This is a genomic window from Anaerococcus octavius, from assembly GCF_900445265.1.
Taxonomy (GTDB): Bacteria; Bacillota; Clostridia; order Tissierellales; family Peptoniphilaceae; genus Anaerococcus; species Anaerococcus octavius.
Genome location: NZ_UFTA01000002.1, coordinates 595,096 through 610,276, shown reverse-complemented (window position 1 = coordinate 610,276; position 15,181 = coordinate 595,096). Strand labels below are relative to the sequence as shown.

At 28.7% G+C, this 15,181-nt stretch carries 13 protein-coding genes; 12 read left to right on the top strand and 1 reads right to left on the bottom strand.

The genetic code is table 11. The features are described 5' to 3' along the window. Nucleotides 1–24: 24 nt before the first annotated feature. The 4 genes from DY249_RS03145 to DY249_RS03130 are packed head-to-tail and all read left to right on the top strand — an operon-like array spanning nucleotide 25 to nucleotide 3,899. Nucleotides 25–1,251, top strand: coding sequence for an amidohydrolase (locus DY249_RS03145; RefSeq protein WP_342767203.1), 1,227 nt, complete (start codon nucleotides 25–27; stop codon nucleotides 1,249–1,251). Further along, entirely contained in the window at nucleotides 1,248–2,432 is a 1,185-nt protein-coding gene (locus DY249_RS03140; RefSeq protein WP_115595148.1) for an NAD(P)H-hydrate dehydratase, read from the top strand. The genes DY249_RS03145 and DY249_RS03140 overlap by 4 nt, the downstream gene beginning before the upstream one ends. 2 nt (nucleotides 2,433–2,434) lie before the next feature. After that, nucleotides 2,435–3,556, top strand: coding sequence for an alanine racemase (gene alr, locus DY249_RS03135; protein ID WP_101540086.1), 1,122 nt, complete (start codon nucleotides 2,435–2,437; stop codon nucleotides 3,554–3,556). After that, nucleotides 3,546–3,899 carry a type II toxin-antitoxin system PemK/MazF family toxin gene (locus DY249_RS03130; RefSeq protein WP_101540085.1) on the top strand — a complete coding sequence of 118 codons (354 nt, stop codon included), beginning with the start codon at nucleotides 3,546–3,548 and terminating at the stop codon, nucleotides 3,897–3,899. Before alr ends, DY249_RS03130 begins: the two co-directional genes overlap by 11 nt. 46 nt (nucleotides 3,900–3,945) lie before the next feature. Here DY249_RS03130 and murC read toward each other — a convergent pair whose 3' ends face one another. Further along, nucleotides 3,946–5,349, bottom strand: coding sequence for a UDP-N-acetylmuramate--L-alanine ligase (murC, locus tag DY249_RS03125; protein ID WP_115595147.1), 1,404 nt, complete (start codon nucleotides 5,347–5,349; stop codon nucleotides 3,946–3,948). A gap of 117 nt (nucleotides 5,350–5,466) precedes the next feature. On the opposite strand from murC, the gene rpiB reads away from it, so the two are divergent. The 8 genes from rpiB (at nucleotide 5,467) to DY249_RS03085 (ending at nucleotide 15,121) form a co-directional block, all read left to right on the top strand. Further along, nucleotides 5,467–5,907: a ribose 5-phosphate isomerase B gene (gene rpiB, locus DY249_RS03120; RefSeq protein ID WP_101540083.1), complete on the top strand. Its 441-nt coding sequence runs from the start codon at nucleotides 5,467–5,469 to the stop codon at nucleotides 5,905–5,907. 82 nt (nucleotides 5,908–5,989) lie between these two features. Then, complete coding sequence (gene deoD / locus DY249_RS03115; RefSeq protein WP_101540082.1) at nucleotides 5,990–6,703, top strand: purine-nucleoside phosphorylase; 714 nt, start codon at nucleotides 5,990–5,992, stop codon at nucleotides 6,701–6,703. A gap of 12 nt (nucleotides 6,704–6,715) precedes the next feature. Then, entirely contained in the window at nucleotides 6,716–8,110 is a 1,395-nt protein-coding gene (gene glmU, locus DY249_RS03110) for a bifunctional UDP-N-acetylglucosamine diphosphorylase/glucosamine-1-phosphate N-acetyltransferase GlmU (protein WP_115595146.1), read from the top strand. Continuing rightward, nucleotides 8,107–9,093, top strand: a complete 987-nt coding sequence (locus DY249_RS09220; RefSeq protein ID WP_101540080.1) for a ribose-phosphate diphosphokinase — start codon at nucleotides 8,107–8,109, stop codon at nucleotides 9,091–9,093. Before glmU ends, DY249_RS09220 begins: the two co-directional genes overlap by 4 nt. Beyond that, nucleotides 9,094–9,681 carry an aminoacyl-tRNA hydrolase gene (gene pth / locus DY249_RS09215; protein WP_101540079.1) on the top strand — a complete coding sequence of 196 codons (588 nt, stop codon included), beginning with the start codon at nucleotides 9,094–9,096 and terminating at the stop codon, nucleotides 9,679–9,681. Continuing rightward, complete coding sequence (gene mfd / locus DY249_RS03095; protein ID WP_115595145.1) at nucleotides 9,678–13,172, top strand: transcription-repair coupling factor; 3,495 nt, start codon at nucleotides 9,678–9,680, stop codon at nucleotides 13,170–13,172. The genes pth and mfd overlap by 4 nt, the downstream gene beginning before the upstream one ends. Then, a complete protein-coding gene (locus DY249_RS03090; protein WP_115595144.1) occupies nucleotides 13,156–14,241 on the top strand; it encodes a peptidylprolyl isomerase in 1,086 nt (361 codons plus the stop codon). Before mfd ends, DY249_RS03090 begins: the two co-directional genes overlap by 17 nt. Then, nucleotides 14,222–15,121 (top strand): peptidylprolyl isomerase, encoded by a 900-nt coding sequence (locus tag DY249_RS03085; RefSeq protein WP_115595143.1) that lies wholly within the window; start codon nucleotides 14,222–14,224, stop codon nucleotides 15,119–15,121. Before DY249_RS03090 ends, DY249_RS03085 begins: the two co-directional genes overlap by 20 nt. Nucleotides 15,122–15,181: the final 60 nt, after the last annotated feature.

Here is a 15,181-nt window from a genome sequence, read left to right as displayed (position 1 = left end):
ATAAAAAATACTAATGTTTTGTCAATGGTAGATGATAGAATAAAAAAAGATAATATTTATATAGTAGATGGCAAAATTTCAAAAATAGGAAAATTAGAAGGTTTCAAATCTGATAGAATAATTGATGGTGCAAATCATATAACTATGCCAGCTTTTATTAATGCACATACACATGTAGCTATGAGTTTTTTTAGAAACTATGGTGATGATAATGAATTATTTACTTGGCTTAATGATTACATATTCCCTGTAGAAGAAAAACTAACAGAAGAAATTGTTTATTATGCTTCACTTTTATCTTTTGCTGAGATGATAAAAACTGGTACTAGTACATTTGCAGATATGTATTTTTTTGAAGATCAAACTATAAGAGCTTTAGAAAAAGCAAAACTTAGAGGACAGATAGCCAGAGGTCTTACAAGTCCAGATTCAGATAATTTTATGATAAAAGAATGCATAAACTTATATGAGAAATATAATGGATTAAATAATAGACTAGAAATTGCTATGGGACCACACGCAGTATACACAACGGATAAAGATTATCTAAAAAAAATATCTGAATTTGCAAAAGAAAAAAATATACCCATACATATTCATCTATCAGAAACAAAATTTGAGAATGAAGAATGTCAAAAAAAATATAATCAAAGTCCTACAGAAGTTTTTAACGAATGCCATATATTTGATAATAGAACTATAGCTGCTCATGGGGTTTATTTATCAGATAATGATATAGAAATATTAAAAGAGAAAAATGTGTCTATAGTGCACAATCCATCAAGTAACTTAAAACTTTCTTCTGGAATTTGTGATGTTAGCAGATTATTAGGAAATGGAGTAAATGTTGCTTTGGGAACAGATTCAGCTTCCAGCAACAATAAACAATCAATGCTTAAAGAAATTGAAATAGCATCATTAATCTCTAAACTAAAAGCTGCAGATAATCTAAAAGCCTATGAAGTTTTAAAAATGGCAACAATAAATGGCGCCAAAGCTTTAGGAATAGATGATAAAGTTGGAACTATAGAAGAAGGAAAATGTGCAGATCTAATTATGATTGACATAGACAATATAAACCATATACCTGAAAATAACTTGCTAGCTTCTTTATGCTATTCAACTTATGAAAATGATATATCCTATGTGTTTATAGATGGTGATTTGCTTTATGAAAATGGTAAATATACTTACTTAGATATAGAAGATATTAAAGATCATGCGAAAAAACTAAGTGAAGATTTGCTATGATTGGTATAGATATAGTAGATATTGAAAATTTTTCCAAAAAGGCTAATGAAGATTTTCTAAAAAAAATTTTTACAGAAAATGAATTTTCTTATGCTTTTAATAAAAAAAATAATATGCAAAGTTTTGCCGGTATATTTGCAGCAAAAGAAGCTGTCATTAAAGCCTGTGGACTAAACTTAGCATACATTATAAGAAAAAAAGTAGAAATTAGACATGAAAATACTGAACCAACGGCTTATTTGAATGATAAAATAATCAATGGTCACATATCTATTAGTCATGATGGAAAATATGCAATATCTATTTGCGAAATAAAAGAGAATAATTCTATGAATATTGATAAAGATATAAAAAAATTAATGCCTACAAGAAGATCTGACTCCCACAAAGGAGATTATGGAAGAATTGCTATTTTGGGTGGTAGTAAGGGCATGGCAGGCTCAGTTTATATGTCAAGTTTATCTACTATGAAAACAGGTGCTGGCATGTGCTTTATTTTGGCTCCAAAATCCATATCTAATATTTTGCAAATTAAAGCTAATGAGCAAATAATAAATGAAATAGACTGCGAAAATTTTTATTATAGTGATAAAATTCTAAATCAAATTTTAAAGTTATTAGAGGAAAAGGATATACTAGTCATAGGTCCAGGTATGGGCAAAGGTAAAGATTTAAATAAACTTATAGCAAGTATTATTGATAAAACTGACTTAGATATTCTTATAGATGCTGATGGATTAAATGCGATAAGTCAAGATTTGACAATATTAGATTCAAAAAATAATATAATTATAACTCCACATTTAGCAGAATTTGCTAGACTCACAGACCTATCTATTGATAAAATAAAATCAGATGAAGAAAATATAGCAAGAAATTTTGCTAAAAAATATAAATTAGTTTTAGTATTAAAATCAAATCATACAATTGTAACTGATGGCGAGCATTTTTACAAGAATAATATTGGCAATCCTGGAATGGCAACAGCTGGCAGTGGTGATGTTTTAACAGGGATTATTGCAGCTCTTAGCAAAAGGATGGATTCTTATAAAGCTTCTATACTTGGCGTTTACATTCATTCTTTAGCTGGAGATATTGCCAGTAAAAAACTCGGCGAAGATTCTATAATGGCAACAGATATTATATCTAGTTTGCCTGAAGCAATTAAGATATTGAGGTAATTATGATTGAAAGTTGTGTAGAAATTAATATTGACAAAATTATAGAAAATATCCAAAATATTAGAAAAATCAATCCGAAATCTATGTATTGTGCTGTTTTAAAAGCAAACGGATATGGACTTGGTGCTTATAAAATAGCAGAATATATTGAGGATTATGTAGACTATTTTGCAGTTGCAAGGGTAACTGAAGCATTGGCATTAAGAGAAGCAAATATCAAAAAACCTATTCTTATTCTAGGAGCTGTTTATTATAAAGATGTTCAAAAATGTATAGATAATAATATAGATATACCTATAATTGATCTAGATTATGCTAAACTAATAAATGAAAATATAAATGGAAAAGTTAATGCTCATTTACTTTTAGATACTGGTATGGGTAGAATAGGTTTCCGTGATTTTGAAGAAGATAAAATAAGAGAGTTAAATAATTTAGAAAATATAAATATTATTTCAGCTTTTACCCACTTTTCTACAGCTGATGAAGCGGATACTCATTATACAGAAATGCAACATGAAAAATTTAACAAAATGGTTAAAGATATAAATGATAGTTTTAATTTAGAATTTGTACATTTAGGAAATAGTGCTGGAGCAATTAAACACCACATTACTCGTGATATGATGAGAGTAGGTATTGCAACATACGGTCTATATCCTTCTGATTTATTAAAAGAAGAAAAAGACGTTGAACTTAAACAATGCTTTTCTTTTAGAACAAGAGTTATTTATTTAAAGGAAGTTGAAGCTGGAACATCTATTAGTTATGGCAGAACTTTTATAAGTGATAAACCTATGAAAATTGCTACCTTAAGTATTGGTTATGCTGATGGATATATGAGATCTTTTTCAAATATAGGTGAAGTTTCAATAAATGGACACTTATGTAAAGTTCTTGGGAGAGTCTGTATGGATCAAATGATGGTTGATGTAACAGGAGTAGATGTATCTGTTGATGATGAGGTTATTGTATATCCAGATATTTATAAAGAAGCAGCTAAGGTTGATACTATACCTTATGAGTTGATGACATCTATAAATCTTCGTGTTCCTCGAATTTATAAAAAAAGTGGTAAAATAATTAGTATAGATAATTATTTAGGAGAAATCAATGAAGATTAAAAGAGGAGATTTGTTTTATGCAGATCTATCTCCAGTTGTTGGTAGCGAGCAGGGGGGAGTTAGGCCTGTTATAGTTGTTCAAAATGATGTAGGGAATAAATATTCTCCTACTATCATTGTTGCACCGATTACTAGTCAATTAAACAAAGCTAAACTTCCTACTCATGTAAAGATAAGGGGAAATGAATTTGGTCTTCCAAAAAATAGTGTAGCTTTATTAGAACAATTAAGAACTATTGATAAGAGAAGGCTAAGAGAAAAAATTGGAAATTTTGATGATACAGTTATGATAAAAATAAATGAAGCAATGGCTATATCTTTAGATTTATCCAATGATTTTTAAAAATGTACATATAAAAAATGACTCCCGTATGGGGGTCATTCTTAATTTAGGCACTTACTTTTACTTGATCATCGACTATCATATGAGCAAGTACATCAGGATTACCACAACCAGTTGTAATAATAAGATCTGATGGGTTTGCTATTTCGTAGACATAGTCTCTAGCTTCTTCAAATGTAGCCAAATATTTGGCATTTATTCCTTTTTCTATTAGTGCATCTACCACATCTTTAGAATGGATAGTAGGATCGTATTTTTCTCTTGCTGCATAAATATCAGTTACAATTACTTCATCCGCACTATCAAAGCAATTTAGAAAATCATCAAATAAAGTTTTTGTTCTGCTATAAGTGTGAGGTTGCCAAATACAAACTAATTTACCTTCAGTATGCTCTTTTAGAGCATCAAGAGTTACCTCAATTTCTGAAGGATGGTGACCATAATCTGTCATAATAGTTGCATCATTTACATGTCCGATTATTTCCATTCTACGTTTTAGACCTGTATAAGTCTTTAAATTTTCCCTTATAGTATCTAAATCTATACCATTTTCATAGGTTGCTATTATAGCAGCCATAGCATTATTTATATTGTGTCTACCTATAACACCTAGTTCAAAATGCTCAATACTACCATCTTTCATTTTTAAATCAAAATTTGGTCTTCCAATTTCATCAAATGCTATATTATGTGCTACATAATCAGCATCATAATTTTCTTGAGCATATGTAATAAGTTCACCTTGTACAGAATCGAGAATTAACTTATTATTCTCTTCATTTAAGTTTAAAATAGTTTTTGAGTTATTATCTTGATTTCTTAAATAAGCTTTAAAAGTATTTACTATGTCATTTAAATCTTTGTAATAATCTAAATGATCTTGATCAATATTTAATATAATAACAGTTTGTGGAAAATAATATCTAATATTTCCCTTATATTCACAAGCTTCAGTAACAAGATATTTATCATCACCTACATGAACATTACCATCCATATCGTCAAGTTCTCCTCCAAGAAGAATACTAGCATCTTCATTTGAGTTTAGTAATATTTTTGAAATTATACTAGTAGTGGTAGACTTGCCGTGAGAACCAGAAACTGCAATTGAATGCTTATAGTTTCTCATAAGAGCTCCTAAAAACACTCCTCGCGTAACAACTGGTATATCTAGCTTTCTAGCTGCAATAAGTTCTTCATTATCATCTAAAATGGCATCTGTATAAACGACAAGATCAGGATTTTTAATATTCTCCGATTTTTGTCCTATGAATACTTCTGCACCATTTTCCTTTAAATTGTTTACTATATCAGTCATTGATCTGTCAGATCCTGATACTTTATATCCTTTATTTAACAGTAAAGAGGCGATACCACTCATTGAAATACCGCCTATACCGATAAAATGAACGTAATTATAATTGTGTTCATTTAAATTAAATTCAAACATTTTATCTCCTAGCTTCATTTTACTTTATTTAAGTATCATATGCTTTTTATTATTACTTGTAAAGTTAATATCCGTATGTTACCATTAAAATAGAATTAATACAATAGGGGGTTAGCTATGATCTATGCAATTGGTAATGACCATGGCGGTATCGATTTATATGATTCTGTCAAAGAAAAACTAGAGGATCTAGGACATGAAGTAATACACGTGGGTACAAATAGCAAAGATAGTGTAGACTATTCAGACTTTGCTCAAAAAGCTTGCCAAAAAGTTTTGGATGGACAAGCTGATTTTGCTATCTTAATTTGTGGAACAGGTCTTGGAATGAGTATTTCTGCAAATAAAATTGATGGCATAAGAGCTGCATGTGTATCAGAAGCATTTTCTGCTAGAATGAGCAGGGCTCATAATAATGCAAATTGCTTGTGTATAGGTGCACGTGTAATAGGTAACGAAACAGCAAAAATGATCGTAGAAGAATTTGTAAAAACAGAATTTGAAGGTGGGCGTCATCAAAGAAGAGTAGATAAAATAACAGAAATTGAGAAAAGATAGAAAATAAGTCTATCTTTTTTTAGTTTTAAAAAATATATAAAAATGTTATCATAGTATATGAAATTAAATAATAGGAGAGATTATGAATATACCTACACCACATATATCAGCAACTAGTGCTGATCAAATTGCTAAAACAGTTTTAATGCCAGGAGATCCGTTAAGAGCAAAATTTATTGCGGAAAATTTCCTAGAAGATGTAAGCCAATTTAACGATACACGTGGAATGCTTGGTTTTACTGGATATTATAATGGAAAAAGATTATCTGTAATGGGATCAGGCATGGGAATACCATCATCAATGATTTATTATAATGAACTTTTTGGCGGATACGATGTAGATACGATTATTAGAATTGGTACTGCAGGATCTATGCAAGAAGATATAAAACTTCATGATATTGTTATTGCTACAAGTGCATGTTCAGAAAGCTCAATAAATGATAATCTATTTGCAAATATTAATTTTGCATCAACACCTGATTTTGATTTACTATTAAAAACTTACAATAAATCTATAGAATTAGGATATACAACACATTGTGGACAAGTTCACAGCTCTGATCAATTTTATAATGATTTACCAAAAGGTGTTTTTGAAAATTTACGCAAATACGGAGTGATTTGTGTAGAAATGGAAAGCTATGGTCTATTTATGACAGCTAGAAAATATGGAAAAAAAGGACTAGGAATATTTACAATAAGTGACTCACTAGTTGAGGATGTTTCAGATAGTGCAGAAAATAGAGAAAAATCATACACAGATATGATGAAACTAGCCCTTGAAGTAGCTTAAGAGTAAAAGATTATGTTAAAAACTATAATTATGGCCGCAGGTGAAGGAACTAGAATGAAGTCCAATAAATCTAAGGTCTTACATAAATTATTAAATAGAGAAATTATAAAATATGTAGTAGATGCTTCAAGATTTGATGAATCTCAAACAATAATAATTGGCGGTAAAAATAAAGATGATTTAAATAAAATTTTTCCAGATGATATTATTATTGAGCAAAAAATAGGTAAAGATTATCCATATGGTACAGGATATGCAGCATCATTAGCCTTAAATGAGATAAGCGATAATGATCAAGTCTTGGTTTTAAATGGAGATATACCACTTATAACCAAATCATCTCTAGAAGAATTTATTTCAAATCATATTGAAAATGATAATAGTGCATCAGTTTTATCAACTAAAGTCAAAAATCCTATAAATTATGGAAGAATAATTCGTGATGACAGTGGAGACTTTATAGGTATAGTTGAACACAAAGATTTAAAATTGAATCAAGATATAATAAATGAAATAAACACAGGTATATATATATTCAAAGGTTCAGATTTAAAATTGGCCTTATCTAAGCTTGATACTAATAATGAACAAAGTGAACTATATCTAACAGATTGCATAGAGATTCTATATAATGATGGCAAAAAAGTAATGGCCTTTACAGCTAGTGACCCTGATGAATTTTATGGAATAAATAATAAGAAAGAATTAGCTGAGGCAAAAAAAATACTTCAAAAAAGGGTTAATGAAAACCATATGCTGAATGGAGTGGTAATCGAAGATCCAGAAATGGCTATTATAGATCCTGAAGTTATAATAGGAAAAGATACTATTGTATCTGGACCAGTTAAAATCTTAGGCAAAAGTGAAATTGGAGAGAATTGCACTATAGAAGGTTCATCTAGAATAGAAGATTCTATTTTGAAAGATAATATTAAAATCGATAATTCCGTTATTGAAAAATCATTTCTTGATGAAGGAACTGATGTAGGTCCATATTCTCACCTAAGACCTAATGCTAAATTAGGAAAAAATGTTCACATTGGAAATTTTGTAGAAGTTAAAAACTCAACATTAGGAGATGGAACTAAGGCAGGACATCTTGCTTATATTGGAGATTCTGATTTAGGAAGTAAAATAAATATTGGCTGTGGAGTTATATTTGTAAATTACGATGGTAAATTTAAACATAGATCTGTTGTTAAAGATAATGCTTTTATAGGATCAAATTCAAATATAGTTGCACCAGTTATTATAGAAGAAGAAGCATACATTGCAGCTGGATCTACAATAACATCTGATGTAGAAGCTGGCCACTTATCAATTGAGCGAGCTGAGCAAAAAAATGTAGCTGGATATGCAGAAAAAAAACGTAAAAGAGATTTAGAGAAAGAAAAGGAGCAAAAATGACATCTGATCAATCACAATCATATATTCACAGAGGAGAATTAAAACTACTTACAGGAAATGCTAACCCAGAACTTGCAGAATCAATTGCAAAAAGTTTAAGTAAAGAAATAGGTGCTGCAGAAATAGAAAAATTTAGCGATGGCGAAATCAAAATTATTATTAATGAATCAATTAGAGGTAAAGATGTATATATAGTACAACCTACATCTGCTCCAACAAATGATAATTTAATGGAACTTTTAATTATGATTGATGCTTGTAGACGTGCTTCTGCTGGATATATAAATGTTATTGTTCCTTACTATGGATATGCTCGTCAGGATAGAAAAACACGTGGTCGTGAACCAATAACAGCAAAATTAGTTGCTAACCTTATTACAGAGGCTGGAGCAGATAGAGTAATTACTATGGATCTTCACGCTGGACAAATCCAAGGTTACTTTGATATACCAGTAGACCACTTTACAGCTATTAGACTTTTATCAGAATATTTCAAAGACCAAGCATATGATAAAGCAGATGAGTATGTTGTGGTTAGTCCTGACTTAGGTGGGGTAAGACGAGCTAGAGAATTCTCTGATTACTTAAAATTACCTATAGCTATTATTGAAAAAAGAAGACCAAAACCAAATGTTTCAGAAGTAATGAATGTAATTGGTGACTTTAAAGGGAAAACAGCAATACTTGTTGATGATATGATAGACACAGCTGGTACTATAACAAATGCAGCAAATTATCTAATTGAAAATGGTGCAAAAGATGTATATATAGCAGCTACACATGGTGTTCTTTCAGGACCAGCTATTCAAAGACTTGAAGAATCAAAAGTTAAAGAAGTAATTATAACCGATACAATTTATCAACCAGAAGAAAAAAGAATTGACAAGATCAAGCAACTACATGTAGGTCCATTATTAGCTGAAGCAATTCACAGAATAAATACCTATGAATCCATAAGTGGTTTATTTGAGGATATAGATTAGATGTATTTTATAGTAGGGCTAGGAAATCCAGGCTTACAATATGAAAATACCAGACATAATGTTGGTTTTTTAACTATAGATTATTTAGCAGAAAAACATAACATTAATGTAAAAAAACTAAAACATAAAGCTCTTTATGGTCAGGGAGAAATCTCTGACCAAAAAGTTATGCTTATAAAACCACAAACTTATATGAACAACTCTGGTGAATCAGTCAGAGATTTTAAAAATTTCTATAAGTTTGATGATGATAAACTTATTGTTATCCTAGATGATATAGACATTGATTTTGGAAAAATACGTATAAAGAAAAAAGGTTCTGCAGGAACCCACAATGGTATGAAATCTATAATATATCAAACACAAACTGATAAATTCCCGAGAATAAAAATTTCTGTAGGACAAAAACCAGAATACATGGATTTAGCAAACTTTGTACTAAGTGGATTTAACGGAAAAGATGTTGATATAGTTAGAGAAGAAATAATTATGGCTGCAGATGCTATCGAGATGATGCTAGAAACTAATATAGATAAGGCTATGAATAAATATAATTCTATAGACTTATTGGAAAATAACGATAAATGAATCAATTAATAAAACTTTTAGAAGATACAGAACAATTAAATAAGATAAAGGCAAATTATATTAAAGATTCACCTATATATATATATGGTCTAACTGAAGGGATAAAAGCACATCTGATTTTATCTCTTTTTGACGCTTTAGATAAAAATATACTAGTTATAGCTCAAAATGAAAAAAAGGCTAAAGAATATCAGAATAATATAAATAACCTATATGAAATAGCAAGTTTTTATCCTGCTAGTGAGATTAATTTTTATAATATAAAGTCTGTTGACGAAGATATAAAAACTGCTAGAATGGAAAATCTGATTAGTCAATCTAATAATCAAAAGCAGATTACAATAACGACAATAGAAGCTTTATTAAATAAAATAACTCCTTTAGATAAATTTAACAATAGTTTTGTTAGTATTAGTAATGAGGATACTGTGGATGTAGCTGAATTTATACAAACACTTATAAATTTAAACTATAATCCTACAAGCCTTGTTGAAAATAAAGGAGAATATGCAAACCGTGGTTCAATAATAGATTTTTGGCCAATAGATTATCAAAATCCAGTAAGATTAGAATTGTTTGATGATGAGATAGACTCTATAAGAATATTCGATGAAAAAAATCAAAGAACAATAGATAAAATCGATAAAGTTTCAATCTCACCCTTAAATGAGCTCATATACGATAAATCAGATTTTGATAAGATTTTAGAAAATATTGAAGAAGATATTGTAAAATTAGAAAAAAATATAAAAAATTCTAATGATCAAAGATTAATTGATAAGTTTAAGCAAATACAATCATACTTAGAAAATAGTATGTACGTAGCAAATTGGGATTTATTAAATGCTTATAGACAGGATAATTATGAAACATTTATAGATTATCTGTCTAAAGATACCATAATTATTGTTGATGATATATCTAGAATCTATGATGATCAAAATGATTTTTATGATAATTTTTTAGAAGATGTTACTCTTCAAAGAGATAGAGGAGAGGTTTTTAATAACTTTTCAAATTTACTTATAAATAGTAATGACATCTATAAAAAAATTGAAAACTATTCTATTATAAACTTGACTTCTATATTAAAGAGGACAAAATTATTTAATCCAAAACTACTTTTGGAATTAAAGACCATTGAAGCTGAACATTTTAATAGAAAAATTACCAACTTGGCAGAATCCTTAAAAAATCAAGAAAAAACAAGTAAATCATTATTTTTTGTAGGAAATGGTGAAAACAAAGAAAATTTAATAAGTGCATTAAAAGAAAATGATATATTAGAAATATCTGATGACTTTAAGTCAAAAATAACTGTTACTAACGATTCAGCTAGTGAAGGATATTATTTACCTGACTATGATTTTTATCTTTTTACAGAAAAAGAGATTTATGGTACAAGTAAGAAAAAATCTAAAAAGAAAATAAAAAATAAAATGTCATCAACCGACATCATAAATTACTCTGATTTAGATATTGGAGATTATGTAGTACACGAAAATAATGGTATCGGCGTTTATGATGGACTTGAAAAAATCGAAGTAAATAATATACAAAAAGATTTTATTGTTATCAATTATAAAGGTAATGATAAAGTTTATGTACCTATAGATCAGATGAACTTAGTAAGTAAATATATAGGTAATAAAGGTGAAAAACCCAAACTTTCTACCTTAGGATCTCCAACCTGGTCAAAAGCTAAGGCAAGAGCTAAAAAAGCTGTAGATGAGATAGCTGATGATTTGGTAAAATTATACGCTCAAAGATCCAAAGAAGTAGGTCATGCTTTTTCTTTAGATACACCTTGGCAAAAAGAATTTGAAGAATCATTTCCATATGAAGAAACATATAGTCAATTAAGAAGTATCAGAGAAATAAAAGAGGATATGCAAAAAGATAAACCTATGGATCGTCTTTTAACTGGTGATGTAGGTTATGGGAAAACGGAAGTGGCATTAAGAGCTGCGTTTAAAGCTATTGTCGATGGTTATCAAGTGGCATTCTTAGTACCGACAACTATTCTTGCTAGCCAACATTATGAAACAATGAAAGAAAGATTTAAAGATTTTCCAATTGAAGCTAGACTATTATCAAGATTTAATACAAAAAAGGAACAAGATGAAACTATAAAAGATCTAAAGTCTGGAAAAGTGGATATAGTAATAGGCACCCATCGAGTTTTATCAAAAGATGTTAAGTTTAAAAATTTGGGATTATTGATTATAGATGAAGAGCAAAGATTTGGAGTCAAGCATAAGGAAAAATTAAAGCAACTAAAAACTAGCTTAGACGTTTTAACTTTATCTGCAACACCAATTCCTAGAACTCTTCAAATGTCTTTAGCAGGAATAAGAGATTTATCCACTTTAGATGAGCCTCCAGAAGAACGATTACCAGTAAATACTTATGTTATAGAGTATGATGAAAATATTATTAAAGCTGCTATAGATAGGGAATTAAATAGGAATGGACAAGTTTATTTTGTTTATAATCGTGTTCATAATATAGATTTATTATATAATCATCTATCAGAACTAGTTCCTGATACAAGAATAGAGATTATTCACGGTAAGCTCACACCAAAGCAAATTGAAGTAATAATGAACGACTTTATAAGTGGTGAAATAGATATTTTATTATCTACTACAATTATTGAAACTGGTATGGATATTTCAAATGTCAATACAATTATTATTTATGATGCAGATATGATGGGATTATCTCAACTTTACCAGCTAAAAGGTAGGATAGGAAGAGGAAAGCGATCCTCATATGCTTACTTTACCTATAGGCGTGGCAAGGTTTTATCTGAAATAAGTGAAAAAAGACTAAAATCTATTAGAGATTTCTCTGATTTTGGTAGTGGGTATAAAATAGCTATGAAAGATTTAGAGCTTCGTGGAGCAGGTAATCTTTTAGGAGAAAGTCAAAGTGGTCATGTAGAAGCAGTTGGTTATGATTTATATGTAAAATATTTACAAGAAGCTGTTGAGAAAGTATCTGGTAAAGAAGTAAATATAAAGAAAAAATCAGATGTATATATTGATATTAAGGTCAATGCTTACATACCTAATAACTATATATCAGATCAATCGCAAAAGATAGAAATGTATACAAGAATAGCCAATATTGAAAATACAGAAGATTATAATATATTAGTAGAAGATTTGATCGACATTTATGGCGATATACCTGTAATGGTGGATAATATTATGTATGTATCTTTAATCAAATCTTTAGCCGAAAAAATCGGATTTAAGGAGATCAGAGAAAAAGATGGGTACATAAATATAAAATTTGCAAATAGGGATGACTTTAGTATAGATGAACTAAAAGATATTAGCCAAGAATATAAAGGAGATATGAAGCTTGATCTTTCAGCTAATCCATCATTTAGAATCCCAACTACAAACACAAAATTAATTGATACTTATGATTTATTAGAAGTAATAAGTAATGTAAGGAGTAAAAATGAAAAAGACAAATAAAATATTAACAATTATGCTTGCTAGTTCAATGTTTCTAGCAGCTTGCAACAATGAAGCTAAAAATACTGATACAAATAATAACAAAACTGAATCAGTAGAAAAAGCTGATAGCAAAAAAGAATCAAATAAAGATTTACCAAAAAATGCAGTAGCTGTAGTAAATGGTGATGAACTTAGCAAAGATAAATACAAAGATGAAATGGCTTTTTACTCTGCATTTTTAGCTAGTAGCGAAAACGCTAAATCAAAAGTTGTTAGCATGATGATTAGAGATAAATTGGTTGAAGATGATGCTGCTAAAAATGACATTAAAGTTTCTGATAAAGAAGTAAATGATCAATTCATGGAAACAGTAGATAATATAAATAGACAAAATGGTAAAGATGCTTTTGATAAAATGCTAGAAGACTACAACATGGATAATGATATGTTTAAAGAAACAATTAGAAAAGATATTTTATACACAAAACACTTAGATTGGTTTAAAGAAAACAATCCAGTAAGTGATAAAGATGTGGATAAATATTATGAAGAAAATAAGGATAGTTTTGAAAAAGTAGATGCAGATCATATCCTAGTAGAAGATGAACAAACAGCAAAAGAAGTTAAACAAAAACTAGATAATGGTGAAGATTTTGCGAAACTAGCAAAAGAATACTCTAAAGATACTGGAAACGCTGATAAAGGCGGAGCCTTAGGAGAATTTTCAAAAGGACAAATGGTAAAAGAATTTGAAGATAAAGCATTCTCTATGAAAGAAGGAGAAATCAGCGAACCAGTTAAAACTCAATTTGGATGGCATATCATAAAAGTAAATAAAGTTATTAATACATTATCTGATGAAGATCGCGACAAAATCAAAGAAACCTTAGAAAACCAAAAATATCAAGAATACACAAATGAACTAGCAGAAAAAGCAAATATCATTACTGAAGATTCACAAGTAGAAAGTGAACAAAATACTAAAACAGAAGTAAATGATGAAACTTCTAATGACAAAAAAGATAACACAAAAAAAGATGAAAAAGTAGAAGAAAATAAAGATTCTAATGAAAAGAAAGATAATTAAAACTGCTCTACTAACAGTTTTAATAATTAATATATCAGCATGTGCAAAATCCAATGACAATGAAGGAAATATTGCAATTGTCGATGGTACTGCCATTAGTAATAATAGCTACTTAAAAGAATTGGATTTTTATCAAAAGTACTATTCTAAAAAGTATGGAGAAGGCTACCTAGATAAAAAAATTGATAGAAACAAGACTAACAAAGATATATTAGAAAAAGAATTAGTAGATTCTATGATTAAAGATCAGGTTATGGTAAATGATCTGAAAAATAATAATATTAAAGTAGATGATAATGTAGCTTCAACAATTAGATCTGATTTAGAAGATGAATTGGGTGGTAAAGATTCTCTAAAATCCAATGTTAAAGCTATAGGACTTGACGATAATAAATTTAATCAAATACTTTATAATGATTCTATAAGAAAACAACATTATAATTATTTTATTGGTCATAGTGGAATTAAAGATAGTGAGGTTTTAGAATACTATAAGGCCAATAAAAAGTATCACAAACAGTATAAGTATAATGTTTTAGTATTTGACGATAAAAATGAAGCAGAAAAAGTTCATAAAAACTTAAAATCACCAGAAGATTTTAAAACTTATCTTAATAAAACTATACAAAACTATGATGTTATTAGCTCTGATTTTGTATATAACGATGATCCTATTTTAAAAGCAGGAGATACTTTTGAAAAAGGTAAGCCAAGTAACATTTTTAAATATAATGATAAATATATGATATTAATAGTTAACTCATATAATGAAAACGAAAATGAATTATTAATAAATGTAAAAGATATTTATTTGAAAGAAAAATATATAGAATATCTAAATAAATTAGTGAAAAAGTCTAAGATTAGGCTTTTTGTCTAATTTTTGCTTGAAAAAGCTAAAATTATTTTGTATAATCAACATTAGAGTTAAACAGAATTA

Coding starts and splice junctions, on each gene's coding strand:
- DY249_RS03090 (WP_115595144.1), top strand. CDS start 13,156: ATGAAAAAGACAAATAAAATATTAACAATTATGCTTGCTAGTTCAATG.
- DY249_RS09220 (WP_101540080.1), top strand. CDS start 8,107: ATGACATCTGATCAATCACAATCATATATTCACAGAGGAGAATTAAAA.
- DY249_RS03130 (WP_101540085.1), top strand. CDS start 3,546: ATGAAGATTAAAAGAGGAGATTTGTTTTATGCAGATCTATCTCCAGTT.
- murC (WP_115595147.1), bottom strand. CDS start 5,349: ATGTTTGAATTTAATTTAAATGAACACAATTATAATTACGTTCATTTT.
- DY249_RS03140 (WP_115595148.1), top strand. CDS start 1,248: ATGATTGGTATAGATATAGTAGATATTGAAAATTTTTCCAAAAAGGCT.
- rpiB (WP_101540083.1), top strand. CDS start 5,467: ATGATCTATGCAATTGGTAATGACCATGGCGGTATCGATTTATATGAT.
- glmU (WP_115595146.1), top strand. CDS start 6,716: ATGTTAAAAACTATAATTATGGCCGCAGGTGAAGGAACTAGAATGAAG.
- mfd (WP_115595145.1), top strand. CDS start 9,678: ATGAATCAATTAATAAAACTTTTAGAAGATACAGAACAATTAAATAAG.
- DY249_RS03085 (WP_115595143.1), top strand. CDS start 14,222: ATGAAAAGAAAGATAATTAAAACTGCTCTACTAACAGTTTTAATAATT.
- alr (WP_101540086.1), top strand. CDS start 2,435: ATGATTGAAAGTTGTGTAGAAATTAATATTGACAAAATTATAGAAAAT.
- deoD (WP_101540082.1), top strand. CDS start 5,990: ATGAATATACCTACACCACATATATCAGCAACTAGTGCTGATCAAATT.
- DY249_RS03145 (WP_342767203.1), top strand. CDS start 25: ATGGTAGATGATAGAATAAAAAAAGATAATATTTATATAGTAGATGGC.
- pth (WP_101540079.1), top strand. CDS start 9,094: ATGTATTTTATAGTAGGGCTAGGAAATCCAGGCTTACAATATGAAAAT.